Genomic DNA, 26,721 nt, shown 5'->3' on the forward strand with positions numbered 1-26,721 from the left:
GGTCAGCCCAGCAGCGGGAACCAGCCGGCGACCTCGCCGAGTTCGAGTTGGTCGCGGTCGGTGAGCGGCAGTCGGCCGGTGGCCTTGAGCAGGTACTCCGCGTCGCTCCACGCGGCCGGTCGGACGGCGTCGTCGCTGAGCAGGCCGTCCATGGTGGTCACGGCGACCCGCGTGGCCAGCACCCCGGGCAGGGGCGCGTCGGGCAGGTCGAGGACCAGGTCGAGGTGGTGCACGACGGCCTCGGTGGTCAGCGTGGCGAGCAGGTCCGGCACCCGCAGCACGTGCCCCTGGGTGGTCACGTGGCCGTCGGGATCGGCCGCGCCCGCGGCGCGTACGGCGGCGGGTGCGGTCTCGGTCCAGAGCCGGACGATCCCGCCGGGTCGGTCGAAGGCGGCTGCGGAGCGGCGGGCCCACCAGGCGTGCCGCGCGCCTTCGTCGTCCCCTTCGGACGGGAACGCGCGCCAGTAGGTCACGTCGTCCACGTCGGCCGGGCCCTCGGCGGGGCTGGCCAGCGCGACCAGCGCTCGCTGGGCGTCGCAGAGCACGTGGAACAGCAGGTCCGCGACGAGCCACCCCCGGCACCGGGTGGGCCGTTGCAGGTCCGCGTCGTCGAGGTCGGTGACGACGCGGGTGATCCCGTCGTAGGCCTGCGCCAGCGCAAGGTGCCGTCCGCGGTGCGTCATGGTGCGCAGCGTCGCACGGCCGCCGCCGCTCGGCACGGCGAACGGCGCTGGCCCGGGGCGTGGAACCGAACCACGGGTGACCGGGCCGGTCGAGGCGCCGGCCCGGTCGACGGAGTGGCTCAGCCGAACATCTCGTCCAGGAAGCTCTTGTGCTTCTTGCGCTTGTAGTGCCCGTGGTAGCCGTGGTGCTGCTGGCCGTAGGCGGGGGCCGGCGGGTAGCCGTGCACCGGCGGGGGCGGCGGCGGGACGGCGCCGTAGCCCGGCTGGTGCGGGGCGGGAGCGGGCGGCGGGGGCGGGTAGCCGCCCTGCTGGTGGCTCGGCTGGCCGGGGTAGCCGCCCTGCTGGTGGGTGGGCTGTGCCGGGGCCGCGCCCTGCTGGCGGCTCCAGTTGGCCTCCGCCTCGAACAGCTTCTCCAGCTCACCGCGATCGAGGAAGATCCCCCGGCATTCGCCGCACTGGTCGATGGTGACGCCGCTGCGCTCGTACTGGCGCATTTCTCCGTGACACTTGGGACAGGTCAGGCTCATCCTCCGACCGTACCCGGTCAGGTCACGCAGTCGCTGTCAGCGCTTCCGTGACTTCGGAGTCGGCGACCTCGTGGAAGTCCTCGTAGTAGGTGCTCACCGCCATGAACTCCGGCGGGTGCTGGGCGCAGACGACCTGGTCGGACTCGGCGGCCAGCATCTCGTAGGCCTCCTGCGAGCCGACCGGGACGGCGACCACGACCCGGCGGGCGCCGAGGTGACGGGCGACCTGGACGGCGGCGCGGGCGGTGGCCCCGGTGGCCAGGCCGTCGTCGACGATCACGGCGGTGCGCCCGGTCAGGTCGAGCGGCGGCCGACCGGCGCGGTAGAGCCGTTCCCGCCGTTCGAGCTCGGCCTCCTCGCGGCGGACGACCTCGGCGACGTCGTCCTCCGTGAGCCGACTGGCGACGACGTCGTTGAGGACGCGCACGCCGCCGGGGCCGAGCGCGCCGAAGGCCACCTCGGGCGCCCACGGCATGCCGAGTTTCCGGACGACCAGCACGTCGAGGGGTGCGCCGAGCCGCTCGGCGACCACCCGGGCCACGGGCACGCCGCCGCGTACCAGCCCGAGGACGATGACGTCCGGTGCGCCGATGAGTGCGGTGAGCCGTTCGGCGAGCGTCCGGCCCGCCTCTTCGCGGTCGCGGTAGGTGGTCATGTCTCAGGTCTACGCCGTGTCGCCGGCCTCCGCCCGCCGGTTCGCGGAAACCGGGGCGTGCAGGGCGGGGGCCCACGCGAGGAGGGCGAGCGGGTAGAGCAGGTAGCCGAAGCGGGTCGTGGGCATCAGCAGGATCGCGGCGAGCAGGCCGTACCCGCAGATCAGGGCGGTGGCGACGGCGGTGCGGGGCGGGCGGCGGGCGAGCCGGACGGCGATGGCCAGCCCGGCGGCGAGCAGGAGGGCGACGGCGACGGCGCGGCCGGCGGGCAGCGCGGTGGCGATCAGGTGGCCGGGGAACGGCGACTGGGCGGGGCTGGTCACCAGGCCGTGCCCGAGCGGGAAGCGGAGCACGTTCTCGACCAGCGCGTCGCGGTCGACGAGCAGGGCCGGCAGCAGCGCGGCGGCGGGCACGCCGATCGCGCCTGCGGCGACCCGCAGGCCGGCCCGCCGGGTCAGCCCCCAGATGATCAGCACGAGGGCGACCGGCCAGGCGAAGAGCTTCAGCGCCCCGGCCAGGCCGACCGCGAGACCGGCCCGGCCCGGCCGACCGGCGGCGGCGAGGGCGAGGGCGAGCAGGCAGAGCGCGAGTACGGGCAGGTCGTCGCCGCCGGTGGCGAGGGTGAGTGCGCAGATCGGGAGGACGGTGGCGGCCTGTACGCCCCGGAGCAGGGCGGCGCCGGTGTGGTCGTCCGCCCTCCGGCGTGCGCCGCGGGTGAGGGCGCGGACGGCCAGGGCGAGCGCCAGCGCGGTCCCGACGGCGAACCAGACGCGGGCGTCGGTCCACCAGGCGTCGACGGCCGCCCGGGGCAGCCCGAACAGTGCCATTCCCGGCTGGTAGGGGGTGTAGCCGAGCAGTTGTTCGCCGGGTGGCAGAGCGGCGATGGCGTCGTGCCCGAGGTACGGCGTGCCGGTGTCGACGAGCCGCCGGCCGGACTCCTCGACGACCAGCACCTCCTCCTGCGCCCGGTCGGTGCGTCCGCCGGCCCGTTGGATGCTCTGCCAGGCCAGCGGCAGCAGGGCGGTGGCGAACCAGGCGAACCCGGTGACCGCCCAGCGGGCCCGCAGCCCGGCCGGCGGCGCTGCGGGGTCGCGCCGCCGCAGCAGGAGCTGGCCGGTCGCGGCGAGGGCCGCGAGGAGGTATCCGACGGCGGCGACGGCGCCCCAGGCCCGGTGCGGGAGCAGGGTGGACGTGGCGGCAGTGATCGCGGCGAACGCCGCCGACGCGGCGTACAGGCCGAGGTCGAGGGCGAGGCCGCCGGCGGCGGAGTCGAGGCGCTGCCAGCCACGGCGGCGGGCGGTCGGGGCGGCGGTCACGCGGGCCAGTCTGGCAGCAGGTGCGCGTCGCCGCGTCAGGTGGGCGGAGGGCGCCTGCCGCCGCGTCAGGCGGGCAGGTGGCGGTCGGTGCGGCCGCGCCCGCCCGGCCGGCGGCCCGGGGCGAGCCGGATCACGGCTCCGGCGTCGTGCAGCGGAGGGGCGAGGGTGCCGGGGCTGCCCCCGGAGCCGCGCCGGAACGCCGCGAGGAGCGTGCCGGCGGGCACCGGCCGGGCGAAGAGGTGCCCCTGGCCGGCCGTGCAGCCCAGCTCCCAGAGGGCCCGACGCTGCGGCTCGCTCTCCACGCCCTCGGCCACCACGTCGAGCCCGAGGCTGCGGCCCAGGTCGAGGGTGGAGCGGATGACGGCGGCGGCCTCGGCGGAGGTCTCCATGGCGGTCACGAAGCTCCGGTCGATCTTCAGCTCGTGCACGGGGATGCGGGAGAGCAGCGACAGGGAGGAGTAGCCGGTGCCGAAGTCGTCGAGCGCCAGCCGGACCCCCTCGTCGCGCAGCCGGCTGAGCACCCGGTCGACCACGTCGAGCTGGCTGAGGGTGAGCGTCTCGGTCAGCTCCAGCACCAGCCGGTCGGGGGGCAGGTCGTGGGCCCGCAGCCGGGCCAGCACGGAGCCCGGGAAGCGGGCGTCGAGGAGGCTGCGCGGCGACACGTTGACCGCCACGGGCACGTCGAAGCCGGCGTCCCGCCAGCTGCCAGCCGCGAGCAGGGCCTGGTCGAGGATCGCCTCGGCGAAGGCGGGGAGCAGGCCCGAGCGTTCCACCGCCTCCAGGAAGCGCAGGGGGTCGATCATCCCGTGGGTGGGGTGGTGCCAGCGGGCGAGGGCCTCCGCGCCGGTGACCCGGCCGGTGCCCAGGTCGACGATGGGCTGGAAGTTGACGGTGAACTCGTGGTCGGCGACGGCGCGCGGCAGTTCGCCGCCGAGGGTGAGCCGGCCGAGGTCGGCGGTGTCGCGGGTCGGTGCGTACGTCGAGGTCCGCTGACCGGCCCGTTTGGCCTGGTACATGGCCACGTCCGCGCGGCGCAGCAGCTCCGGCATGCCCCCGGTGGCGGGTGCGGCGGCGATCCCGCCGCTCGCCTCGACGCTGATCCGCATGCCGTCGAGGTCGAACGGTTCGTGCAGCGTGGCGAGCAGGGTCTCCGCGCGGTGCGCGGCCACCGCGGGGGCCGGCAGACCCCGCAGGAGTACGGCGAACTCGTCGCCGCCGAGCCGGGCCACCAGGTCCCCCTCCTGGGCGGCGTCGCGCAGCCGCTCGGCGACCTGCACCAGGACGTGGTCCCCGGCGGCGTGCCCGAGGGTGTCGTTGACCTCCTTGAAGTGATTGAGGTCGATCAGCACCAGCGCGGTCACCCCGTCGGCGTGCCGGGTGTCGAGCTGTTCGGTGCCCTGGTCGAGCAGGTGTCGGCGGTTGGCGAGCCCGGTCAGCGCGTCGTGGGTGGCGGCGTACGCGTGCTCGTCGGCGACCCGGGCCAGCTCGGCGTACGCCTGCGCGTTGCGCACCGCTGTGCAGAGTGCCGAGGCGAAGGTGCGCAGCGTGTACTGCTCCCGCTCGGAGAGCTGCACGGGCCCCCGGAACCGCAGTCGCAGTACGCCCACGTCGACCGTCCGGTCGTGCCCCTCCAGGGCGGCGGGGACCACGGTGCCGTCCACGGCGGTCGGCTCGCCGGCCGGCCCGTCGTACGTGATGGCGACGGCACCGCCGCGTACCGTCCGGCCACCGTCGCGCAGCTCGATCTCCACCTCGTCGGCGGAGAACAGCTCGGCGGCCTGGGTGACCGCCGTGGTGAGGACCTTGTCCAGGTCGACCACGTTGAGCGCGTCGGTGGTGCGGGCCAGCCGCTGCCACGCCTGCTGCTCGGTGCGGGCCTTGACCTGGTTGGAGTAGAGCAGGTGGAGGCTGAGTACGAGGGGCGGCACCGCCAGCAGGAGCCGGGGGTCCCCGTGGAGGATGAACAGCGTGGTGACGATGAGGACGAAGCGCGCCAGCGCGCTCGTCAGGCGCAGCCCGAGGCCCTCGCGGAAGAGTTGCCTGAGCCGGGTGCCGGTGGCGAGTGCGATGACCGGGAGGGTCAGCACTTCGTCGAGGACCACCGTGACGGCGTAGGCGACCCCGATCGGGCCGAGGGCCGGCCACAGGTCGGTGATCGGTGGCGATCCTCCGGTCGCGTGGAGGGCTGCTCCGCCGCCCACCGCCAGCAGCATGGTCTTGGCCACTCCGAAGGCGGCCTTCAGGGGCGGGAGCTTGGCGAGGTACTGGGCTATCGCCACCCCGATGCCGGTGGTCAGGATCACCAGCGGAGTTGGCGCGACCGCCAGGCTCAGGATGATCGCTGTCTCACTCCAGGAGATCGCGTGGACCGTCGCGCGGATCCGGATCCGCCACTTGATCGTCATGGCGAGGAGAGCCAGACAGATCAGAGTGAGCGAGAGCGTCAGGTGGTTGCGTGACCAGTCCAGCCGGGTCAGCTCGCGGAGACACAGGGCGGCCGCGATGGCGGCCGCAACGCAGACGAGGCCGACGTGCAGCGTGAGCCGCCGCTCGGCCTCTGTCTTGCCCACGTTCAGTCGTGTCACGGCATCCCGACTGCTTCCGACTGCAAAGCACGCCAAGATTACCCGCGGTCACGCGCCAGCCACAATCCTCAGTTCCACTCGTGTGCCGACATCGCTATCCCTCCCCGGTTTCGCGTTGGCCGTTGCGCGGCTGTGTTCCGCGACGCCGACAGCCTAAGTGCGGTTCGGCCAATTATGGAGGGATATATGTGACTATGGGCAATGGATGAGAACCGTGCCCTGTGGCGTGACTTTCTGCTTCTGGCCGGGAACTCAGTGCTGTGTTTCTATCGACTTCCGGTTAACGCTAGATAATGAACCGGTGGCGGCATCGGCGCATCGGACGCGACGGTGCAGTTTGCAGCGGCCGACGGCGTGGCACCGGGTGGTGGTCCGTGTGCCGGGCACCTCGCGTGGTCGAGGCCACCGCTTCCGTGCCGGTACGCCCATCCGCCCGGGTGGTTCCGTCACCATCTACGGCCTGCCGCCGCCCCCGACGAGGTCACGGAACGACCGGAGCAAGATGCACTCCGTACGTTGCCCGTTGCCGCCCGATCGATGTGGCCGGAAGATTCTCGTGATGGTGATGATCGCTTCGGTGGCGTTGCGGAGTCAATGACGTCCCGTCGTTCCGGGACGGCCTCCCGAGCCACCGTCCACCGGGAAGGGAGGGCTATCGGTCCGGTCCGTGAAGTGGGATCGAAACGGCCGCGGGACAACGGGCCGGAAACGCGTTCCGAATTCGCACCGGTGACCCCCGTGCACCCGTACCGGAAAGATAGGCTCGCGAGCGTGACCGATCCCGCGCAGCTCACCCACGTCGATCCGGCGGGCGCGGCCCGCATGGTCGACGTCTCCGCGAAGGCGGTCACCGGCCGCCTGGCCGTCGCCGCCGGCCGGCTCCGCACCACGCCCGAGGTCGTCGAGCTGCTGCGCCGCGACGGGCTGCCCAAGGGCGACGCGTTGGCGGTCGGCCGCCTCGCCGGCATCATGGGCGCGAAGCGCACCCCCGACCTGATCCCGCTCTGCCATCCCATCGCCCTGCACGGCGTCACGGTCGACCTGACGCTCACCGACGACACCGTCGAGATCACCGCCACCGCGCGGACGGCGGACCGCACCGGCGTGGAGATGGAGGCGCTGACCGCGGTGGCCGTCGCCGGGCTGGCGCTCGTCGACATGGTCAAGGCCGTCGACCCGGCGGCCAGCGTCGACGCGGTCCGGGTGCTGCGCAAGGAGGGCGGCAAGACCGACCTGTGGGTCCGTCCGCAGGAGCGGCCGTGATCCGGGCCCGGGTCGTCGTGGCGTCCAACCGCGCCGCGGCGGGGGTGTACGCGGACACCAGCGGCCCCCTGCTCGTCGCGGGCCTGCGCGACCTCGGCTGCGAGGTGGACGGGCCGGTGGTGGTGCCCGACGGCGAGCCCGTGGGTGAGGCGCTGCGCGCCGCCCTGGCCGACGGGATCGACGTGGTGCTGACCAGCGGCGGTACGGGGATCAACCCCTCCGACCGCACCCCCGAGGTGACCCGGGCGCTGCTCGATCACGAGATCCCCGGCATCGCCGAGGCGATCCGGGCGCACAGCCGCGACAAGGTACCCGCCGCCGCGCTCTCCCGGGGGCTCGCCGGCGTCGTCGGCCGGATGCTGGTGGTCAACCTGCCCGGGTCGACCGGCGGGGCCAGGGACGGCCTCGCCGTGCTCGGGCCGATCCTCCGCCACGCCGTGGACCAGCTCCGCGGCGGCGACCACTGACGTCGCGGGAGGGCAGCGACCAACCGGTGGGCGCGGCGCCGCTGACGGCGCGGCCGGCATGCCGCACCGTTAGGCTCGGCCGGTGAGCACGGAAACCGCCCCGGCCGCCGAGCCGGCCACCGCGCCCCCGCCCGCCGGCTGGGAGGAGGCCCGCTCCCGGGTGTACGCGGTCGGCCTGGCCGCCGCGCTCCCCGCCGTCAGTCGGCCGCTCGCCGAGATCGACGGGCACACCCTCGCCGAGCCGCTGGCCACCCGTACGGACCTGCCCGCCTTCCCCACCTCCAGCGTCGACGGCTGGGCCGTGCGCGGCACCGGGCCGTGGCGGCCGGTCGGGCGGGTGCTGGCGGGCGGCACCCCGGCCCCGCTGACCGACGACGGGACGACCGTCGAGATCGCCACCGGCGCGATGGTGCCGGAGGGCACCACGGCCGTGCTGCGGGTGGAGGAGTCCCGTCGTACGCCGGAGGGCCTCGTCGACGGCACGCCGCGGCCGGCGCCGGAGTGGCGCGAGCCGGGCGAGGAGGCGTACGCCGGGGAGGAACTGTTCCCCGCCGGCACGCCGGTGGACCCGGCGCTGATCGGCCTGGCCGCCTCCTGCGGGCACGACAGCCTGCTGGTACGGCGGCAGCCCCGCGCCGCGCTGCTGGTCTTCGGCGACGAGCTGCTGACCGCCGGCCCGCCCGGCGCCGGTCGGGTGCGCGACGCGCTCGGGCCGGCGGTGCCGGCCTGGCTGCGCCGGTACGGCTGCCTGGTCCGCCCGTCGGACGTGGTCGGACCGGTGGCGGACACGCTCCCCGCGCACGTGGCCGCCCTGCGCGCGGCGCTGAGCACCGCCGACCTCGTGTGCACCACCGGCGGCACGATGCACGGGCCGGTCGACCACCTGCATCCCGCGCTGGAGGCGCTCGGTGCCGACTACGTGGTCAACACGGTGGCCGTGCGGCCCGGTTTCCCGATGCTGCTGGCGCGGCTGGCCGACGCCGACGGCCGGGTCCGGTTCGTCGCCGGGCTGCCCGGCAACCCGCAGTCTGCCATCGTCGCCCTGGTGTCGCTTGTCGCCCCGCTGCTGGCCGGTCTGGCGGGCCGCCCGATGCCGGTGCTGCCGCACGCCACGCTCGCCGAGCCGGTGCGCGACCGGGGCGGGTACACCCACCTGGCGCTGGTCCGGTTGGACCGGACCGCCGGCACCGCCCACCCGGTCCGGCACGTCGGCTCGGCGATGCTGCGCGGGCTGGCGGGCGCCGACGGGTTCGCCGTCATCCGCCCCGGCACCTCCGGCGAGCCGGGGGACCGGGTGCCGGTCGTACCGCTGCCGCTGCTGCCCGGGGAGCGTGCGTGGTGACCACGCCGACGGCCGACGCGGCGGGCCGGCCCACGACGTTCGGCGAGGTCACCGACGGGCCGCTCGACCTCGCCGCGCACGAGGCGGCGGTCGCCGACCGCCGGGCCGGCGCGGTCGTCTCGTTCCAGGGGGTGGTCCGCGACCACGACCACGGCCGCGCGGTGACCAGCCTGGAGTACGAGGGCCACCCGAGCGCCGGGCGGATCCTGCGCGAGGTCGCGGCCGAGATAGCCGCCGACCCGGACGTGTACGCGGTCGCGGTGTCGCACCGGGTCGGCCCGCTCGCCATCGGCGACGCGGCCCTGGTGGCGGCCGTCAGCACCGCCCACCGGGCCGCCGCGTTCGCGGCCTGCGCCCGACTGGTCGACGAGGTCAAGGCGCGGCTGCCGATCTGGAAGCGGCAGGTCTTCGCCGACGGCACCGAGGAGTGGGTGAACTGCCCCTGAGGGGCCGCCCACCCGGTCAGCGGCGCAGGCTCGGCGCGGCCTGCCGGCCGAACCGGTCGGCGTAGAAGGCCGGCTCGGCGCCGGGGCGCCACGGCAGGGCGGCGACCAGCAGGATCAGGGCCAGCGCCAGCGAGTTCTCCATCAGGGCGCCGAAGAGGCCGTCCTGGTAGTGCGACACCTCGGGGAGCTGGTGCTCGTACGGCCAGATCGGGGAGACCAGGAAGAGCAGGTAGAGCCCGACGGCGGCGACGCCGTGCCGGAGCCCGGTCAGCGTCGGGTACCAGATCGGCGGGCGCAGCCCCGTCACCCCCGGCGGCCCGCCGTACCCGCCCTGGCCGGCCCGCTGCGCCAACCCGCGGCTGGCCTCGCGACGGCGTACGGCGGCGTCGGCCAGCACGATGATCGCCGGGATCACCCAGACCAGGTGGTGCGTCCAGGAGATCGGGCTGATCACGTTGGCGGTGAGGCCGACCAGCGTGAACGCGGTCAGCTCGTCGCCGTCGGCGCGGGCGTTGACGGCGCGGGAGAGGCCGACCGCCAGCATCAGCACCGAGAACGCCAGCCAGAGCAGGCCGGGCGTCTCGATCGAGTCGTACAGCCGGGCCAGCAGCCCCGCCAGCGACTGGTTGGGCGTCATGTCGGCGGCCCCGACGCGTTCGGTCTGCCAGAGCACGCCGCCGAAGTAGGCCCGCGACTCGGTGCCGACGACCGCGAAGGAACCGACGGTCACCGCGATCACCGTGCCGATCGCGGTGGTCGCGGCACGCCACTGCCGCGTGATCATCAGGTAGGCGATGAACAGCGCGGGGGTCAGCTTGACGGCGGTGGCCAGGCCGATGCCCACGCCGGCCCACGCCCCGCTGTAGACGAAGCGCAGCAGCGGGCCGTCGGTCGGGGGGATGTGGGTGCCCCGGCGGGCCCGCCAGCGCAGGCCGATCAGGTCGGCCATGATCAGTGCGAAGAGGAGCAGGTTCACCTGGCCGTAGCCGAGGGTCTCCCGGGCCGGCTCGATCGCAACCGCCAGCGGCGTCGCGATCCCCACGGTGAACCAGAGGGGCCAGCCGAGCCGGTCGACGATGGGGCGGAGCAGCCCGGCCAGCACGACGGCCAGGGCGGCGATGCTGGCGAGCGCGTTGACCATCCCGGCCAGCTCGACCGGCAGGTGCGCCATCGGCAGCATCACCAGACCACCGAACGGCGGGTAGGTGAAACCCAGGGTGGTGCCGGGTGCGATGAACTCGTAGAGCTCGTGACCGCTCGCCCACCACACCACCGCGCCGTGGTAGATCTTCATGTCGAAGAAGTTGTACGGCCGCCCGAAAGCACCGATGGCGAGCCATGCGGCATAGGCGACGGCGGCCACGATGCCAGCCCGTACGACTGTCCTACGATCGATCCCACGCGTTACGCGACGGACTGGGGCGAGGCGGTCCACCCGTCTTCCGACGGTCGCCGGCATGGCGTGGCCACCCCCGTACCAAGGTCGTCCTACCCGTCCAGGTCCTGCACGGAGCCTAGAACGGCGCCTCACGTTAATGCCTCCCGCGTTATGCGACCGTGTCCGATCCCACACATGTTTTTGACATTTCCACCGCGTTAACGCCTGTCGGGTGGTTCAGGTGATTCGCGGCGTTGACACGTGAAGGCCCGGGCGGGGGGAGGTATCGACGCAGGTCAGCCAGGCAGTCGACGGGCCGTCGCTGCCGATCGTACGGCGATTCGGGCCTCCCTGCGGGCGGTACGGACGGCTCGCTGCACGGAACGTCGGGAGTGGCCGATCCGGTGACCGGTCCGCCACCGCAGCCCCGGCCTGCCACCGGTGTCGGCGGCGGCGAGCAGCAGCCCGCCGAAGAGGCCGAGGTTCTTCAGGAAGTGAATCTGGTTGTTGCGCCGCGTCGCCGGGTCGTCGTTGTTCCAGAAGGGATGCCCGGCGAGGGTCACCGGGACCAGCGTGCCGGCCAGGACCAGCGCCGCCGGCCGGGCGAACCGGCCGGTGGCGAGCATCAGCCCGGCGCCGACCTGCACCGCCGAGTTGACGCGGATCAGCGTCTCGGTGTCGGTGGGGATGCGGGGGTCGGCCTTCTCCAGCAGCGGGGTCACCCGGTCCGTCACGGGCTTCGCCGCCGGGACCAGCCGCCCGGGGTTGCGGAGGTTGGTGAACCCGCTGACCACGAAGATGCCGCTCAGCATGGCGCGGGCGAGGGAACGCACGGGTTTCATGGGTCAGTCATACCCCGTCGTCGGCCCGGCTACCCCCGCAACCGCCGATCCGGATCGGTGGCCGTGCACCTCGCGCCACGCCGATTCGAGCGACCGTCGCTGATGGACGGCCCGTGAGGGGTAACGTGCCCCGCGTGACGACGCTGCGGCTGCGACCCGAGGACCCGGCCGACACCGGCGCGGTCCGGCGGGTGCTGGCCGGCGCGTTCGCCCGCCCCGACGTGACCACGCCACCCGAGGTGGGGCTGGTCGAGGAGCTGCGGGACAGCGACGCCTGGCTGCCGGAGCTGGCGATGGTCGCCGAGTACGGCGGCGAGATCGTCGGCTACGCCCTGCTCACCCGGGTCCGGGTGAAGTCCGACGACCACACCGCGCCGGCGCTGGCGCTCGGCCCCGTGGCGGTCGCGCCGCACCGGCGGCGGATCGGGCTCGGCACGGCGGTGGTGCAGGCGGCCATCGAGGCGGCCACGGAGCTGGGCGAGCGGCTGGTGGTGGTGCTCGGCGACCCGGGCTACTACCACCGGTTCGGCTTCGGCCGGGCGGACCGGATGGGCCTCACCAGCCCCTGGTCGGGTCTCGGCGACCCCTGGCAGGCGCTGGTGCTGCCGCCGGCCACGAGCGGCGAGGGCCCGCCGCCGCGCGGCGAGGTGCTCTTCCCGCCGCCCTGGTCCAAGGTCTGACGCCCGTCGCGGCTCGTCGTGGCCGGTCAGGCCGGTTGGGTACGCAGGTAGCGGCCGAAGTGCGGGACGGTGAAGGCGACCGTGCCGCGTTCACCGGAGTAGATCAGCCCCTTCTTGATCAGCGCGTCCCGGGCCGGGGAGAGGCTGGCCGGCTTGCGCCCCAGGGCCCGGGCGATCTCCGCCGTCGGCACGGCGGCGTCCATGTCGTCGCGGCCCCCGCCGTCCGCCTCGCCCTCCACCAGGGACAGCGTGGCCATGGCCCGCATGTACTCGCGTTCGGCCGGCGTGGCTCGTTCGAAGCGGGAGCCGAAGAAGCCCACGGCCAGCTCACCCTCGGCCTCGGGCGCGGCGACCCGTACGTCGGCGGCGGTGATCGGCGAGCGGGGCGCGTGGTCCCAGGTCGCCTTCCCGTACGCCTGGACGAAGTAGGGATAGCCGCCGGACTTCTCGTAGAGCAGGTCGAGCGCCTTCTGCTCGTACTCGACCTCCTCGCGCTCGGCCGGTGCGCAGAGCGCCTGGTCGGCGGCGATCCGGTCGAGCCGGTCGATGCGCTGGTAGCGGAAGAGCCGCTCCGAGTACGACTTGGCCGCGCTGAGCACGGCGGGCAGGTGCGGCAGCCCGGCGCCGACCACGATCAGCGGCGCGCCGAGCTGGGACAGCTCGTGGCAGGCGGCGCAGAGCGCCGAGACGTCCTCCGGGCCGAGGTCCTGCATCTCGTCGATGAAGATCGCGATGCCGGTGCCGACGTCGGCGGCCACCGCGGCGGCGTCGGTGAGCAGCTCGACCAGGTCGATCTCGATGTCGCCGGAGTCGGCGCGGCCGGTGGCGGCGGGCACGTCGATGCCCGGCTGCCACCGGTCGCGCAGCTTCGGGGCGGCGGTGCCGCGACCGGTCGGCGCGGTCCGCTGGGCGAACGCCTTGAGCACACCGAGGAAGGCGTCGATCCGGTCGGGCGCGCGGTGCCGGGGTGCCAGCTCCCGGACGGCCATGTGCAGCGCGGCGGCGATCGGGCGGCGTAGCGACTGGTCCGGTCGGGCCTCGATCTTGCCGCTGCCCCAGAGGTGGTTGATCGCCTGGGAGCGGAGGGTGTTGAGCAGCACCGTCTTGCCGACCCCGCGCAGGCCGGTGAGCATCAGGCTGCGTTCCGGCCGGCCCCGGGCGATGCGCTCCAGCACGACGTCGAAGACGTCCAGCTCGCGCCCCCGCCCGGCGAGTTCGGGGGGACGCTGACCGGCGCCCGGGGCGTACGGGTTGCGGACCGGATCCACGCATCGCACAGTATCGGGCCGTCTAGCTGGGGGACTAGACATCCGTAGATGGGGCAACCGGCGTGTCGGGGCACGGGGATCGGTCTCGACACAAAACTAGGGCTGTCTAGCGTCCATGCTAGACAGCCCTAGTTTTGGTAATCAGCGCTTCTTCAGGCAGAGCACATAGTCGAGGAAGTCCAGCGAGTTGTCGTGCACGTAGTTCGCGGTCGCCTCCGGGGCCCGGGTCTTGCACCGGTCGCCGTCCGTCGTACCCGGGATCCGCAGGAGCACCTCGTACGTGTTGGGGCCGCAGGGCACCTTACGCAGCTCGGCCTTGCTGGCCGTGCCGTCGTTGACCACGCAGTCGCCCTTGGCGAACACCTTCCTGCTGGGGCTCGGTGCGGCGGTGGTCGGCTCCGCGCTGGGCTCGTCCGTGGGCTCGCCCGTCGGCTGGCCCGTGGGCTGGCTCGTCGGCTGGCTCGTCGGACCGGCGGTGGCGTTCCCCGTCGGGGTCGCGACCGGGTCGTCGTCGCCGGCCTGCCAGAATCCCCAGCCGGCGAGGCCGAGGCACGGGCAGAGCAGGAGCACCGCCACCAGGCCGATGATCAGCGCGACCTTGCCACCGCTCTTGTTCGCGGGCGGAGCGGCCGGCGGCATCGCGTACCCGCCGGGCCCCGGCGGCGGGGTGCCCCACTGGTTGCCCGGCGTGGGTGCCGGCCCGGCCGGCGGATACGGTCCCGCCTGCGGGTAGCCCCCCTGGCCCGCTGGCGGCTGCACCCCGGGCGGCGGTGGGTAGCCGGCCCCGGAGGTGGGCGGTGGGTAGCCGGCCCCGGACGTGGGCGGCGGGTAGCCGGCCCCGGAGGTCGGGGGCGGGTAGCCCGCCCCCGAGGTGGGCGGCGGTGGGTAGCCGGCCCCGGAGGAGGGCGGCGGGGGGTAGCCCGGTTCCGGCGCCGGCGGCTGCGCGGGCTGGTTCCACGCCGGGTCCTGCTGGCCCCACTGCGGGGTGGCCGGCGCTTCACCCCCGTACGGCGGCTGGCCCCACTCCGGTTCGCCGCCGGGCTGCGGCTGGCCCCACTGCGCGGCGGCCGGCGGCTGCCCCCACTCCGGCAGGGTCGGGTCGATGGGGGGCGGGCCGCCCGGGGTGCCGGGCGGGCGCTGGTAGGGGTCCTCCGGCTGTGCGGGTGATCCGTAGGTCGTCATCTCTTCCTCAGGGGTGCGGTGGCTCAGCGCTGCTTCAGGCAGAGCACGAAGTCGAGGGTGTCCAGCTCGCTGTCGAAGAAGTACCAGTTGGTGTAGCCGTCAACCTTGGCGCACTTCGCTGCGGCGTCCTTCTCACCGCTGGTCGCCCCGTCGATCCGGCGCAGCACCTCGTACGTCTGCGGCGCACAGTCGCTGATCAGCAGCTTGGGCTTGCCGCCGGCCGGCCCGTCGTTGCGGACGCACTGGCCGGCCTTGACGAAGCGCGGATCGGTGGACGGCTCGGGGGCGGGTGTGCCCGGCGCGGCGGCCGTCGCGGTCGCCGGGGATTCCGGCGGGTCGGTCCGGGCCGCGGGCGCGGGCCCGCTCGGCGTGGGGACGGGCTCTTTGTCGTTCTGGTCGAGCAGGTAGAGCACGGCGGCCCCGCCGACCAGCACCAGCAACGTCACCGTGGCCAGCACCGCGACGACCGGGGCCACCCGCCCGCGCCGGCGTCGCGGTGGCGGGGTCGGGCCGTACGCGTCCGCCCAGGGCTCCTGCCCCGCAGAGCCGGCCGACGGACCGTACGACTCGTCGGGGTGCCGCCCGTGCCACGGGTCCGGGTTCCCGCGACCCGGTGCTCCGTAGTTCGCCATGCACGCCTCCCGTGCGAGTGGTGAGAGGCCGGCCACCAACCGGGGACGCCGACGCCGACGTCACCGTAGCGTGTCCACCGATGAGCCCACCTCCACCGAGTGCGCAGCCGCCCGTCGACGCAGGTACCCGGACCGGCCCGGCCGCCGGGGCGGGTCGTACGGCTGCCGCAGCGCCGGCCCTGCTCTGGACCGCACTGCTGCTGGTCTACGTCCTGTGGGGCTCCACCTACCTGGGCATCAAGATCGTGGTGGAGTCCATGCCGCCGCTCGGCTCGGCGGCCGCCCGGTTCGCCGCCGCCGGCCTGGTGCTGGCGATCGTGCTGCGGGCGCTGCGGGGGCGGGGCGCGCTGCGGGTGGACCGGCGACAGCTCGCCTCGGCCGCGCTGGTCGGGGTCCTCCTGCTGGCCTGTGGCAACGGGCTGGTGGTGCTCGCCGAGTCCGGCCCGGTGGGGGTGGCGGTGCCGTCCGGGGTCGCCGCCCTGCTGGTGGCGACCGTTCCGCTGCTGGTGGTGCTGCTGCGTACGGTCACCGGCGACCGGCCCCGGTCGTGGACGCTGGCGGGGGTGACGCTGGGCTTCGTCGGCCTGGTGCTGCTGGTGCTGCCGACCGGCGGGGCGGACGCCGTGCCGCTCACCGGGGCGCTGACCGTGGTCGCGGCGGCCACCTGCTGGTCGATCGGCTCCTTCCTCTCCGGGCGGATCCGGATGCCCGCCGATCCGTTCGTCGCCACCGTCTACGAGATGTTCGCCGGGGCGGCGGCGCTGGCCCTCCTCTCGGTGGGCCGTGGCGAGCTGCGCGGCTTCGACCCGGGCGCGGTGACCACCCGGTCGTGGCTCGCGCTCGCGTACCTGATGGTGGCCGGCTCGCTGGTCGCCTTCACCGCGTACGTCTGGCTGCTGCACCACGCCCCGATCTCGCTGGCCGCCACGTACGCCTACGTCAACCCGGTGGTCGCGGTGGCGCTCGGCGCGTTGTTCGCCGCCGAGCCGGTCACCGCGCGGGTGGTGCTCGGCGGCGCGGTCATCGTCGCCGGGGTGGCCCTCGTGGTGAGCACCGAGAGACCGCGACGTCCCGTCCGGGGGGCCGCGCCGGAGCCGTCGCGCCGGTAGCGTCCGCCCGTGTCGACCGGGCTGCTGGCATGCGTGGCGCTGCTCGGCGCCCTGACCGGCCTCGCCGCACCCCGGGTCGCCCACCACTTCACCGCCCCGTTCCCGCCGCGCGTCGCCGGCATCGCCCCGGACGTCCTGCGGGCCGCCGGGTCCACGCCGCGCGCCGCCGAGGCCGCCCCGCTCCCGCCGCGCGTCGCCGGGGCGGTGCCGTCCGCCGGGTGGGGCGCGGCGGCGGGTGCGGTCGCGTTCGCCGGGCTCGCGGCGGCCCTGGGGGCGGATCCGGTCCTGCCGGTCCTCCTCGTGCTGGCCGCCGTCGGGCTGGTGCTCGCGCTGGTCGACCTGGCCTGCCTGCGGCTGCCCGACCCGCTGGTCGGTGCCGCCGCGCTGGTCGCCGCCGTCGGGCTGACCGGCGCGGCGGCGACGGCCGGTAGCCCCGGGCGGCTGCTCGGCGCGGCGGCGGGGGCGGTGCTCTGCTTCGCCTGCCACGTGGTGCTGGCGGTGCTGCCGGGCTCCCGGCTGGGCTTCGGCGACGTGAAGCTCGCCGCTGTCCTGGCCTGCCGCTCGGCTGGCTCGGCGGGTCGTCCCTGGCGCTCGGACTGCTCCTGCCGCACCTGCTGCACGGCGTGCTGGTGCTCGTCCTGCTGGTGGCCGGCAGGGTGCGTCGCGATACCCCGCTCCCGCTGGGCCCGGCCCTGCTCACCGGCGCCTGGCTGGCCGCCCTGACCGCCTGAGCCAATCACCCGCGGCCGGAAGGACCCACAGCCGGCCCGACGGGGTGGCTCAGATCAGGCGGAGCTGGCGGTCGCGGGGGCGGCGGGGTTCGGCCTCGCCGAAGCGCTCGAAGAGGCCCGGGTCGATGACGTCGAGGAACGGCGACGGGGCGCACTCGCGTTCCGTGCCGTGCCGGCTGCGGCGCGCCGCGTGGGTCACGTACAGCCGGTCCTGGGCGCGGGTCAGCCCGACGAAGAAGAGCCGCCGTTCCTCGGCGATCGCGTCGTCGTCGGGGGTGCTGCCGGGCCAGCGCAGGGGGAGCAGCCCGTCCTCGGCGCCGACCAGGAAGACCACCGGGAACTCCAGCCCCTTGGCGGCGTGCAGGGTGAGCAGGGTGACCGCCTCGGCGCGCGGGTCGAGCGCGTCCACCTCCGCGCCGGTGGCGAGCTGGGAGAGGAACAGCGGCAGGTCGTCGCCGCAGCGGCGGGCCAGCGGGGTGAGCAGGTCGACGGCCGAGCGGACGTCCTCCGGGCGTACCGCGCCGGAGCCGTCCAGCGTGGGCACCGCGAAGCGCTCCGCCAGCACCTGACCGGCCAGCCGGACCCGGGCGGCCAGCGAGCCGTCGAGCCCGTCGGCGTGGCGCAGTTCGCGGGCGATGGCGGACACCCCGGGCCGGTCCCGCAGCCGGTCGTGCGAGCGCTTCTGCACCGGGATGTTCGCCCGGGCGAGGGCGTCCACGATCGGTGCGGCCTGCGCGTCGGTGCGGTAGAGCACCGCGATGTCGGAGAAGGACAGCGAGGTGGCCCGGCCGTCGATCCGCCCCGAGTCCAGCGACCGGTGGGAGAGGCCGCCGACCAGCTCGTCGATGGTGCGTACGACGAAGTCGGCCTCGTCGGCGACGGAGGCTGCCGGGTAGCGACCCACCAGCGGGGCCTCCGGGTCGAGCCGGGCCGGGTCGAGCCGGCGGCCACGGACCAGCGACGACGGCGCGATGGCCTGCACGGCGGCGGCCAGGATGGGCGCGGAGGACCGGTAGTTGCGGTTCAGCCGGACCAGCCGGGCGTCGGTGAAGTCCTGCGAGAAGCGCAGGAAGTAGCCGACGTCGGCACCCCGGAAGGAGTAGATCGCCTGGTCCGGGTCGCCGATCGCGCAGAGGTTGCCGTCGGCGGGGCTGAGCAGGCGCAGCAACTCGTACTGCACCTCGTCGACGTCCTGGTACTCGTCGACGAAGATCCAGCGCCAGCGCTCCCGGTAGTGCCGTACCAGCTTCTTGTCGGCCCGCAGCAGCGCGACCGGCAGGGTCAGCAGCTCGTCCAGGTCCACCAGGTCCTGCTTGCGCAGCAGCGCCGCGTAGCCGGCCTCGTCGTCGCCGGCCTCGGCGCGGGCCTCCGCCCGTTGGGTGTCGTCGGCGATCCGGAAGTCCGTCGGCAGGCCGGCGGCGTCGGCGTTCTCCCGCAGGATCGTCAGGCCCAGCGAGTGGAAGGTGCCGACGGTGACGTCCTCGGCGACCGGCCCGAGCAGACCGTCGAGGCGGTGCCGCAGCTCCTCGGCGGCCCGCCGGGTGAACGTGATCGCCAGGCACTGCTCCGGGAAGACGTTCAGCTCCGCGCAGAGGTAGGCGATCCGGTGGGTCAGCGTCCGGGTCTTGCCGGTGCCCGGCCCGGCGACGATGAGCAGCGGCCCGCCCGGCGCGGAGGCGGCCACCCGCTGCATGGCGTCCAGGCGGTCCAGCAGGCCGGTGCCGACCTCCTCCATGCCGGCGAGCATCGGCTCGAACGGCTCGTGCGGCGAGGGCGTCGGCGCGATCGGGGGCGGCGGCGCGGCCGGCGCGGCCTTGCGCTTCGGTTCGGGCTTGGCCGCCGCCGGGCGCCTGGCCCGGGGCTTCGGCGCCGGCTCCGCGGGGGTGCGCTGCGCCGGCACGGGTACGTCGAAGAGCGTCTCCTGGGCCCCGCCGGCGTTGCCGCCCAGCTCGGCCGGGTCGAAGAGGGTGATGACGCCGTACTCGCCGTCGTAGCCGGGGACCCGGCGCACGTCGCCCCGGCGTAGCCGGCCGATGCCCTCGGCGAGCAGTTCCCCGCCGACCCGGCCGATCTCGTCGAGCGGCGTGCTGGTGAGGATCTCCAGCTCCGGGCCGAGGGCGGCGATCAGCTCGTTGAGCTTCCCCTCGACCCGCTTGGACCGGGCACCCACCTTGTTGAGCTCGCCGAGGATCTCGGCCAGCGGCACCAGGTGGGTGACGTCGGGGGCGTGCGCGGGCCGGTGCCCCGACGGCCGGTCGGCCAGCTCCTCGATCCGGCTGAGTACGCCCACGGTCAGCGGCTTGCCGCACTCCGGGCAGCGGCCGTCGGCGGCCCGGGTCTCCTCGGGCGACAAGTTGACCCCGCAGAGCCGGTGCCCGTCCGCGTGGTACTTGCCCTCCTCGGGGAAGAACTCGATGGTCCCGGCGAGCCCGTCACCGGTACGCAGGGCGTCCCGGATGGCGAAGTAGTCGCGGGCGGTGGCGAAGACGGTGGCCTCCCGGGCCAGCGCCGGCGGGGAGTGCGCGTCGGAGTTCGACACCAACCGGTAGCCGTCCAGGCTGCCGACGCGCCAGTTCATGTCGGGGTCGGAGGAGAGGCCGGTCTCGACGGCGAAGATGTGCTCGGCCAGGTCGGCATAGCAGTCGGCGATCGCGTCGAAGCCCGACTTGGAGCCCAGCGCGGAGAACCACGGGGTCCAGATGTGCGCCGGCACGAGGTAGCCGTCGGCGCTGGCCTCCAGGGTGATCTCCAGCAGGTCCCGGGAGTCCAGGCCCAGGATCGGCCGGCCGTCCGAGCCGAGGTTGCCGATCCGCCCGAGCGCCGCGTTGAACCGGGCCACCGCGTCCAGGTCGGGCAGGTAGATCAGGTGGTGCACCTTGCGGGTGCGGTCGTCCCGCTTGTAGATCGTGGAGATCTCCACGCTGAGCATGAACCGGACCGGGTCCGCCTCCGCCTCGCTCGCCAGCCGGGGCGGCAGCCGGCGGGCGATGTCCCGCTCCGCCTCCGGGCTGAGCCGGTGCAGGCCGGGCTCGGCCGGGTGCAGCGTCTCGCGCAGGTGGTCGTACCAGGCGGGGTGGGTGAAGTCGCCGGTGCCGAGCACCCCGATGCCCTTGCGCCGCGCCCACCAGCCGAGGTTGGGCAGGGTGAGGTCGCGGCTGCACGCGCGCGAGTACTTCGAGTGGATGTGCAGATCCGCGACGAACGGCGGGACGCCGCCGGGGGGTGCGGGACTGAACGGAGGCACGCCGCATCCTGTCACGCCCGCGCCATTACCCACCCGTCGCCACGCACACCCGTGACCTGAGCATCCGGTGCTGGACAACGCCGGCCGCCCGCGCTATGGGTCAGCGGGAGCGCAGCTCCACCAGGGTGATCTGCGGTTCGGCGCCGACGCGGACCGGCGGGCCCCAGAAGCCGGCGCCGTTGGTGACGTAGACCTTGGTGCCGTCGACCTCGCCGAGGCCGGAGACCACCGGCTGCTGGAGCTTCACCAGCAGGTTGAACGGGACCATCTGGCCGCCGTGGGTGTGCCCGGAGAGCTGGAGGTCGACGCCGAACTTCGCCGCCTCCGTCGCCGCGACCGGCTGGTGGGCGAGCAGCACCACAGGGCGGTTCGGGTCGCGGTCGCCGAGCGCCGCCGCGTAGTCCGCCGGGGCCGCCAGACCGGTGCCGGCGGCGGTGACGTCGTTCACCCCGGCCAGGTCGAGCACGCCGCCCCGGGCCTGGATCTCCGTCCGTTCGTTCTGCATGACCCGCAGGCCGAGCCGGTCCAGCTCCTGCACCCACTCCTCGACACCGGAGTAGTACTCGTGGTTGCCGGTGACGAAGTAGCTGCCGTGCCGGGAGCGCAGGCCGCGCAGCGGTTCGGCGGCCTCGCCCAGCTCGGCCACCGAGCCGTCGACCAGGTCGCCGACGACGGCGACGATGTCGGCGTCCAGGCGGTTGATGGCGGCGACGATCCGTTCGGTGTGCGCCCGTCCGCGCAGCGGACCGAGATGGATGTCGGAGACGGTGGCGATCCGCAGGCCGTCCATGCTGCGGGGGAGCTTGGCCAGCGGGATCTGCACCCGGTCGAGCTGCGGCGGGCCGAGGGCGGTGCGGATGCCGTACCCGGTGAGGCCGGTGGCGGTGAGCCCGGCGAAGATCGCCGTCCCGCGGGCGAGCAGCAACCGGCGGGAAGGGTCGTGGTCGGGCTGCGCGACGGCGTCGGCGGCCGGCGGGTCCGCCGGCCCGGCCGCGCCGACCATGGCGGGCTCGGGCGCGGCGGCGGTGGGCTCCGCGGCGGCGACCCGGCGACGCAGCACGAGCTTCGCCACCGCCATCGGCACTTCCAGCGCCACGAGCAGGACCAGCAGGTAGAACATGACGGCGAGCCAGAGGTAGCCCGGCCACGCGAGCCAGTAGAGGCCCGCCTGGGTGCCGGCCATGGTCGCCGGTACGAGCAGCGCGAGCACCAGGGCGGTGATCCCGCCGATCCGCCGCCACCGGCCCGGGGCGGTGGTGTCCCGCACCAGGCGCTTCCACAGGTAGAGGTGGATCAGACCGGTGACCAGCGCGATGGTGGCGACGAACGCCAGTGCCGCCAGCATGTGTGCGCCTCCCTCAGCCGCCGGCGAAGGGCGGCAGGACGTCGATCGTGGCCCCGGCAGGTAACGGTGCCTGCCGATCATGACAGGTCACGCCGTCGACCAGGAAACTCGCCGCCTTCAGGACGACGGCGAGCCGCTCACCGTGCCGGGCGGTCAGCTCCACGACGAGTTCGTCCAGGGACCGCCCGGCGGATGCGGTCTCCTCGGTCCGGCCGGCGGCGGCCCGCGCCCCGGCGAAGTAGCGCACGGTGACCGGCGCCCCGGCGCCGGCGGCCTGGGCGGGCGACCCGGTGTCAGCCGGGCGTGCCTGGGCTGGTGGCCCGGGGGCAGCCGGGCGCTTCGGTTCTGCCACGGTCAGCCTCCGATCGCGGACATCGGCCGGGCGGGCTGGAGGAAGGCCGGGTCGTCGATGCCGTGCCCGGCCCGCTTGCCCCACATCGCGGCCCGCCAGCGACGGGCCAGCTCGTCGTCGTCCGCCCCGGCCCGAAGCGCGCCGCGCAGGTCGGACTCCTCGGTGGCGAAGAGGCAGGCGCGCACCTGCCCGTCGGCGGTCAGCCGGGTGCGGTCGCAGTCGCCGCAGAACGGCCGGGTGACGCTGGCGATCACGCCGACCCGGGCGGGGCCGCCGTCGACCAGCCAGGTCTCGGCCGGTGCCGCGCCGCGCTCCGCCGGGTCGGGGGCCAGGTCGAACTCTCCGCGCAGGGCGGCCAGGATCCCGTCGGCGGTGACCATGGTCCGCCGGTCCCAGCCGTGCTGGGCGTCCAGCGGCATCTGCTCGATGAACCGCAGCTCGTAGCCGTGGTCGAGGGCGAAGCGGAGCAGCCGGGGCGCCTCGTCGTCGTTGACTCCCCGCATCAGCACCGAATTGATCTTCACGGGGGTGAGCCCGGCGTCGGCGGCCCCGGCCAGCCCGGCCAGTACGTCCGCCAGGCGCGGGCGCCGGGTCAGCCGGGTGAACCGCTCCGGATCCAGCGTGTCCAACGACACGTTCACCCGGTCCAGCCCGGCGGCGCGCAGCCCGGGGGCGAGCCGGTCCAGCCCGATTCCGTTGGTGGTGAGCGAGATGCGGGGGCGCGGCTCCAGCACCGCCACGGCGGCCACGATGTCGGCCAGGCCGGGCCGGATCAGCGGCTCCCCGCCGGTGAACCGGACCTCGGTCACGCCGAGCAGGCGCACCGCGACCCCGACCAGCCGGACGATCTCGTCGTCGCCGAGCAGTTGCGGGTTGGGCAGCCAGGCCAGCCCTTCGGCCGGCATGCAGTAGGTGCAGCGCAGGTTGCACTTGTCGGTGAGGGAGACCCGCAGGTCCCGGGCGACGCGGCCGTACCGGTCGGCGAGGGCGCCGTCGGTCGGCGGGGCGGCGGTCACCCGTCGACGGTAGCGCGCCCGAGCCCGGCCAGGGCCGACCGGGCGGTACGGGCGACCGCATCCCGGTACGCCGCGCCGAACAGTGCGGTGTGCACCAGCATCAGGTGGAGCTGGTGCAGCGGCACCCGCTCCCGCCAGCCGTCGGCCAACGGCCACTCCTGCGCGTACGCGGCGAGGATCCGGTCCAGGTGCGGCGCGCCGCCGAAGAGAGCCAACTGCGCCAGGTCGGTCTCCCGGTGCCCGCCGTGCGCCGCCGGGTCGACCAGCCAGACCCGGTCGTCCGCGCCCCAGAGCACGTTGCCCGGCCAGAGGTCCCCGTGGATCCGGGCCGGCGGCTCGTCACCGCCGAACTCGCCGATCCGCTCGACGACCTGCTCGACCAGGCCGGCCTCGGCGCCGGTGAGCGCGCCGCCGTCGACCGACATCCGGAGGTACGGGACGAGCCGGGCCCGCGCGAACCAACCCGACCAGGGGCCGTCATCGGGCGTGTTGTCCGCCGGCAAGGCCCCGATGAAGCCGTTCCACCCGGCCCCGAAGGCCGACGCCCCGGCCCGGTGCAGCCCGGCCAGCTCCCGGCCGAACCGCTCGGCCACCTCGGGCGTCGGCTCGCCGGGCTCGATCCACTCCAGTGCCAGCAGCCCGGGCAGCGCCACCACCACCTCCGGTACGGCGAGCGTCCCGGCCTCGCGCAGCCAGCGCAGGCCGGCCGCCTCGGCGGCGAAGAAGCCCTCCGGCGCGGGCCTTGCGGCGGCCTCCGGCCAGGTCTTGGCGAACACCGAGTGCCCGTCGTCCAGCGTCAGCCGGGACGCGGCACAGATGTCGCCGCCGGCGACCGGCGTCTCCCGGATCCGCTGGTGGGTCAGGAAGGTCGGCAGGTGCTCCGGGTGCGCCCGCAGGTACGCCAGATCCATCTGCGCAAGGTAACCCCTCCCGCCGGCCGTACGGGTGCCGGCCGCACGGTGTCGGCGGCTCGCCCCGCCGGCTGCGCCTGGTCGGGTGGCAGCGCCGTCACCGCATGTCGGCGCCCATCGCCGGATCGCGGCGGTTCAGCAGGAACGTGGTCTCCGGCAGCGCGCCCCCGGCACCCCGTGGCCCCTCGGCCGAGGACGGGTCGCCGCTGCGCAGGGTGGTCGTCGCCCAGTCGCGCTGGTTCCACGAGTTGTCCTCGTCGTCGACCGTCCCGCCGAGCCACGTCTCGTCGCGGTTGGCCAGGGCCAGGTTGTGCCGCAGCACCGACGGCGAGCCGACGAACGCGAACCCGGCCTTGCCGTTGCGGTAGGCCGTGCTGTTCGTGATCCGCAGCTGCCCGTGGTTGGCCGCCTCGGTGAACCCGTAGCCGGCGTTGTCCCAGGCCGCGCTCCGGGTCACCCGGTGGCGCACCTCGGGAGCGGGGTCACCGCCGCCGAGCTTGAAGCCGTTGCCGCCGCCCTCGGTGAAGCCGGGGATGTCCCACCGGTCGACCCCGTTGCCGTACGCCCAGGACCGTTCGACGCTGACCGGGTCCGTGAACTCGCTGAGGTCCAGCCCGTCGCCCGAGTTGTGGTACATCCGGCAGCCGCGTACGAGGTTGCCGGCGCCCGAGCCGTACTTGAACGCCAGCCCGTCCGCCGTGCCGCCCGCGTCCGAGGTGTCGTGGTTGGCGTGGAAGTCGCTGTCCAGCACCTGGTTGCCCACCGTGCCCGGGTCGCGCAGCAGCAGGCCGATGCCCCCGTTGTCGTGGACCGACAGCCGGGAGAAGACGGTGTGGCGGCAGGAGACGCAGACGTACGCGTGGTCGGGCGCGTTCCTGATCTCCAGCCCGCGTACGGTCCAGTAGCTCGCCCGCTGCGTGATCGCCCACTCGCCGGCGGGCACCCGGCTCGCGTCGACCACCGCCCGCTCGTCGCGGTGGCCGCTGATGGTGATGCGTCTCTGCGCGGTGCCGCTGGTGGTGATGACCAGGGGCTCGGTGAGCCGGTGGGTCCCGCCGCGCAGCACGATGGTCTGACCCGGGCGTACCGCCGCGACGGCCCGGCCCAGCGTGGCGTACGGGCGGTCGGCGCTGCCGGTGCCGGCGTCCGAGCCGCCCGGTGCGACGTGGATCTCGGCCCCCGCCGCCGGGGCGGCGGGGCGGGTCGGCCCGGCGGCGGTGGGCACACCCGTGGGCCCGGAGGGTTGCGCGGCCACCGTGGGGCCGGCCGGGGCGGGGACGCCGCCCGGGTCGGGGGCCTGGAGCACGGCGTAGCCGATGCCGCCGGCCGCGACCGTCGCGACCGTGGCGCCCGCCACGACCTTGTTGGCGAAGAAGCCCTGGACCATGGCCCAGAACGTCCCGGCGACCGGGGCCGCCGGGACTCCCGCCACGAGCCCGGCGGCGACCGGGAACGTCGTCATGCCCGGCAGCAGCCGCTCCGGCGCCAGCAGCACGTGCCCGTGCGATCCGCACCGCGGGCAGCCCCGGCCGTGCCGGCTCAGGCGCTTGCGCCACAACGGTCCGGCGGTGCCGTCCCAGCCGCGGAGCAGCGCGGCCAGCTCCGGGCAGCGGGGTGTCGCGCGCAGCGCGCGGACGATCAGCCGGCTCTCGTCCAGGCGCGTCCGCATCCGGCCCAGCCGTACCGCCGCGTGCTTCGGGCTGACCGACAGCGCGTCGGCCAGCTCGGCGCGCGTCAGCTCGCCGATCGCCTCCCGCCACCACCACCGCAGCAGCCGCCGGTCGTCGTCGTCCAGCCAGCCGGTGGCCTCGGCCAGTTCCCGGCGCTGCTCGCTGAGGATCAGCTCGGCCACGGTCCGTTCGGCCAGGTCGCCGCCGGGGTCGGGCAGGTCCGCGTCGGTCTCCTGCTCGCGGCGCCGGGTCCGCGCCTGACCGCGCAGGTGGAACTGCACCTGCCGGTACGCGATGGACACCAGCCAGGCGCGGAACCGCTCCGGCTCCCGCAGGTCCGGCAGGCCCCGGATGACCCGGACCATCGTCTCCTGGACCAGGTCGTCCACGTCGGCGTGCCCGTTGAGCGCCCGCCCGACGATCCCGTAGACGAGCGGGAGGTGCGCGGAGACCAGTTCGGTGAGCGCCGCCTCCTCACCCGCGCGGGCGGCGGCGACCAGGGCGGGCACGTCCGGGTGGGACGGGTCGCGCGTCCCCGGGTCCGGTTCCGCGTCGTGGGCCGGCGCGTGGACGTCGCTGCCGGTCACGGTGGCGGTCCCTCCTCACGTCGCGGGTGGGCGGACCGACCGGATCGGCGCGTGCCTCCCGCCGCCCGGACCGGCGTCCTTCCGCCGGTCTGGCAGCGGTCAACGACGCAGCTCACGGCATGCTCGCACACCGAAATGCCCCTGTAAAGATCGTCGCCCGTCACTGTCCAAGTAAGTAGGCGATCCAAACAAAGTTCTGAATTTCCGTTGTCGACGTGACCCTGCCGTCGTCTACGGAACCAGAGCGGGCCGACGCCGACCCGCCTGGCATCCGGCCCCGGGCAGCCGGATGCCAGGCGGGCCACCACGCACCACCACCACCCGTACCCAGGAAGGAAGTCAATGCGACTGACCACCCATCCCCCCGACGAACATCCGGCACCGGCGACCACCGCCGTCCGTCGCCTGTGGCGGCGTGTGGTGCCGTTGGCGGTGTTGGCCGTCGTGGCGCCGGCCGCTGTGGCGGTTGCCAGTGTTCCGGCTCAGGCGGCG

General features: G+C 74.8%; 22 protein-coding genes and 1 pseudogene. 7 read left to right on the forward strand and 16 right to left on the reverse strand.

The annotated features are described in order from the left end of the window. Positions 1 to 2: 2 nt before the first annotated feature. From EV374_RS14455 to EV374_RS14475, 5 genes and pseudogenes are all read right to left on the reverse strand, one after another. Positions 3 to 683: a maleylpyruvate isomerase N-terminal domain-containing protein gene (locus EV374_RS14455; protein ID WP_132235510.1), complete on the reverse strand. Its 681-nt coding sequence runs from the start codon at positions 681 to 683 to the stop codon at positions 3 to 5. Positions 684 to 802: 119 nt separating this feature from the next. Beyond that, complete coding sequence (locus tag EV374_RS14460) at positions 803 to 1,210, reverse strand: TFIIB-type zinc ribbon-containing protein (protein ID WP_132235512.1); 408 nt, start codon at positions 1,208 to 1,210, stop codon at positions 803 to 805. A 22-nt stretch (positions 1,211 to 1,232) separates the two neighbouring features. Next, positions 1,233 to 1,865, reverse strand: a complete 633-nt coding sequence (locus EV374_RS14465) for a phosphoribosyltransferase (protein WP_132235514.1) — start codon at positions 1,863 to 1,865, stop codon at positions 1,233 to 1,235. Continuing rightward, positions 1,855 to 3,179: pseudogene (locus EV374_RS14470) on the reverse strand (glycosyltransferase 87 family protein); the annotation flags it as partial. The gene EV374_RS14465 and the pseudogene EV374_RS14470, both read right to left, overlap by 11 nt. Before the next feature lie 65 nt (positions 3,180 to 3,244). Beyond that, a complete protein-coding gene (locus EV374_RS14475) occupies positions 3,245 to 5,749 on the reverse strand; it encodes a putative bifunctional diguanylate cyclase/phosphodiesterase (RefSeq protein ID WP_486485748.1) in 2,505 nt (834 codons plus the stop codon). 786 nt (positions 5,750 to 6,535) lie between these two features. Between EV374_RS14475 and moaC the strand changes: the two genes are divergently transcribed. The 4 genes from moaC (at position 6,536) to EV374_RS14495 (ending at position 9,282) form a co-directional block, all read left to right on the forward strand. Beyond that, positions 6,536 to 7,027: a cyclic pyranopterin monophosphate synthase MoaC gene (moaC, locus tag EV374_RS14480; RefSeq protein WP_132235518.1), complete on the forward strand. Its 492-nt coding sequence runs from the start codon at positions 6,536 to 6,538 to the stop codon at positions 7,025 to 7,027. Continuing rightward, complete coding sequence (locus EV374_RS14485; RefSeq protein ID WP_121399159.1) at positions 7,024 to 7,494, forward strand: MogA/MoaB family molybdenum cofactor biosynthesis protein; 471 nt, start codon at positions 7,024 to 7,026, stop codon at positions 7,492 to 7,494. The genes moaC and EV374_RS14485 overlap by 4 nt, the downstream gene beginning before the upstream one ends. A gap of 82 nt (positions 7,495 to 7,576) precedes the next feature. Next, positions 7,577 to 8,836: a molybdopterin molybdotransferase MoeA gene (locus EV374_RS14490; RefSeq protein WP_132235520.1), complete on the forward strand. Its 1,260-nt coding sequence runs from the start codon at positions 7,577 to 7,579 to the stop codon at positions 8,834 to 8,836. Then, on the forward strand, positions 8,833 to 9,282 hold the full coding sequence (locus EV374_RS14495; RefSeq protein WP_132235522.1) for a molybdopterin synthase catalytic subunit: 450 nt from the start codon (positions 8,833 to 8,835) through the stop codon (positions 9,280 to 9,282). The genes EV374_RS14490 and EV374_RS14495 overlap by 4 nt, the downstream gene beginning before the upstream one ends. A 16-nt stretch (positions 9,283 to 9,298) precedes the next feature. Here EV374_RS14495 and EV374_RS14500 read toward each other — a convergent pair whose 3' ends face one another. Next, positions 9,299 to 10,741: a glycosyltransferase 87 family protein gene (locus EV374_RS14500; protein WP_132235524.1), complete on the reverse strand. Its 1,443-nt coding sequence runs from the start codon at positions 10,739 to 10,741 to the stop codon at positions 9,299 to 9,301. A gap of 215 nt (positions 10,742 to 10,956) precedes the next feature. After that, positions 10,957 to 11,502, reverse strand: a complete 546-nt coding sequence (locus EV374_RS14505; protein ID WP_132235526.1) for a DoxX family protein — start codon at positions 11,500 to 11,502, stop codon at positions 10,957 to 10,959. Positions 11,503 to 11,627: 125 nt separating this feature from the next. Here EV374_RS14505 and EV374_RS14510 point away from each other — a divergent pair, with 125 nt between their 5' ends. Beyond that, positions 11,628 to 12,182 carry a GNAT family N-acetyltransferase gene (locus tag EV374_RS14510; RefSeq protein ID WP_132235583.1) on the forward strand — a complete coding sequence of 185 codons (555 nt, stop codon included), beginning with the start codon at positions 11,628 to 11,630 and terminating at the stop codon, positions 12,180 to 12,182. A 26-nt stretch (positions 12,183 to 12,208) separates the two neighbouring features. On the opposite strand, the gene EV374_RS14515 is transcribed toward EV374_RS14510, so the two are convergent. The 3 genes from EV374_RS14515 to EV374_RS14525 form a co-directional block, all read right to left on the reverse strand. After that, positions 12,209 to 13,450, reverse strand: a complete 1,242-nt coding sequence (locus EV374_RS14515; protein ID WP_132235528.1) for an ATP-binding protein — start codon at positions 13,448 to 13,450, stop codon at positions 12,209 to 12,211. A 141-nt stretch (positions 13,451 to 13,591) separates the two neighbouring features. Then, positions 13,592 to 14,089, reverse strand: a complete 498-nt coding sequence (locus tag EV374_RS14520; RefSeq protein WP_486485754.1) for a PT domain-containing protein — start codon at positions 14,087 to 14,089, stop codon at positions 13,592 to 13,594. Positions 14,090 to 14,655: 566 nt separating this feature from the next. Further along, a complete protein-coding gene (locus EV374_RS14525) occupies positions 14,656 to 15,264 on the reverse strand; it encodes an LppU/SCO3897 family protein (protein WP_132235530.1) in 609 nt (202 codons plus the stop codon). 80 nt (positions 15,265 to 15,344) lie between these two features. On the opposite strand from EV374_RS14525, the gene EV374_RS14530 reads away from it, so the two are divergent. Both EV374_RS14530 and EV374_RS14535 read left to right on the forward strand, forming a co-directional pair. Further along, complete coding sequence (locus EV374_RS14530; protein WP_207914187.1) at positions 15,345 to 16,373, forward strand: EamA family transporter; 1,029 nt, start codon at positions 15,345 to 15,347, stop codon at positions 16,371 to 16,373. Positions 16,374 to 16,382: 9 nt separating this feature from the next. Beyond that, a complete protein-coding gene (locus EV374_RS14535) occupies positions 16,383 to 17,096 on the forward strand; it encodes a hypothetical protein (protein ID WP_486485749.1) in 714 nt (237 codons plus the stop codon). 57 nt (positions 17,097 to 17,153) lie between these two features. Here EV374_RS14535 and EV374_RS14540 read toward each other — a convergent pair whose 3' ends face one another. From EV374_RS14540 to EV374_RS14565, 6 genes are all read right to left on the reverse strand, one after another. Continuing rightward, the gene (locus EV374_RS14540) at positions 17,154 to 20,348 is read right to left on the reverse strand and encodes a UvrD-helicase domain-containing protein (RefSeq protein ID WP_132235532.1); all 3,195 of its coding nucleotides are present in this window, start codon (positions 20,346 to 20,348) and stop codon (positions 17,154 to 17,156) included. Positions 20,349 to 20,448: 100 nt separating this feature from the next. Beyond that, positions 20,449 to 21,693, reverse strand: a complete 1,245-nt coding sequence (locus EV374_RS14545; protein ID WP_132235534.1) for a metallophosphoesterase — start codon at positions 21,691 to 21,693, stop codon at positions 20,449 to 20,451. Between the two features lie 13 nt (positions 21,694 to 21,706). Next, entirely contained in the window at positions 21,707 to 21,940 is a 234-nt protein-coding gene (locus EV374_RS14550; protein ID WP_132235589.1) for a MoaD/ThiS family protein, read from the reverse strand. A 107-nt stretch (positions 21,941 to 22,047) separates the two neighbouring features. Further along, entirely contained in the window at positions 22,048 to 23,061 is a 1,014-nt protein-coding gene (gene moaA / locus EV374_RS14555) for a GTP 3',8-cyclase MoaA (protein WP_132235536.1), read from the reverse strand. Further along, positions 23,058 to 23,972, reverse strand: a complete 915-nt coding sequence (locus EV374_RS14560) for a fructosamine kinase family protein (RefSeq protein WP_132235538.1) — start codon at positions 23,970 to 23,972, stop codon at positions 23,058 to 23,060. The genes moaA and EV374_RS14560 overlap by 4 nt, the downstream gene beginning before the upstream one ends. A 97-nt stretch (positions 23,973 to 24,069) precedes the next feature. Further along, the gene (locus EV374_RS14565) at positions 24,070 to 26,229 is read right to left on the reverse strand and encodes a sigma-70 family RNA polymerase sigma factor (protein WP_132235540.1); all 2,160 of its coding nucleotides are present in this window, start codon (positions 26,227 to 26,229) and stop codon (positions 24,070 to 24,072) included. Positions 26,230 to 26,721 lie beyond the last annotated feature (492 nt).

The organism is Micromonospora sp. CNZ303 (genome assembly GCF_004345505.1).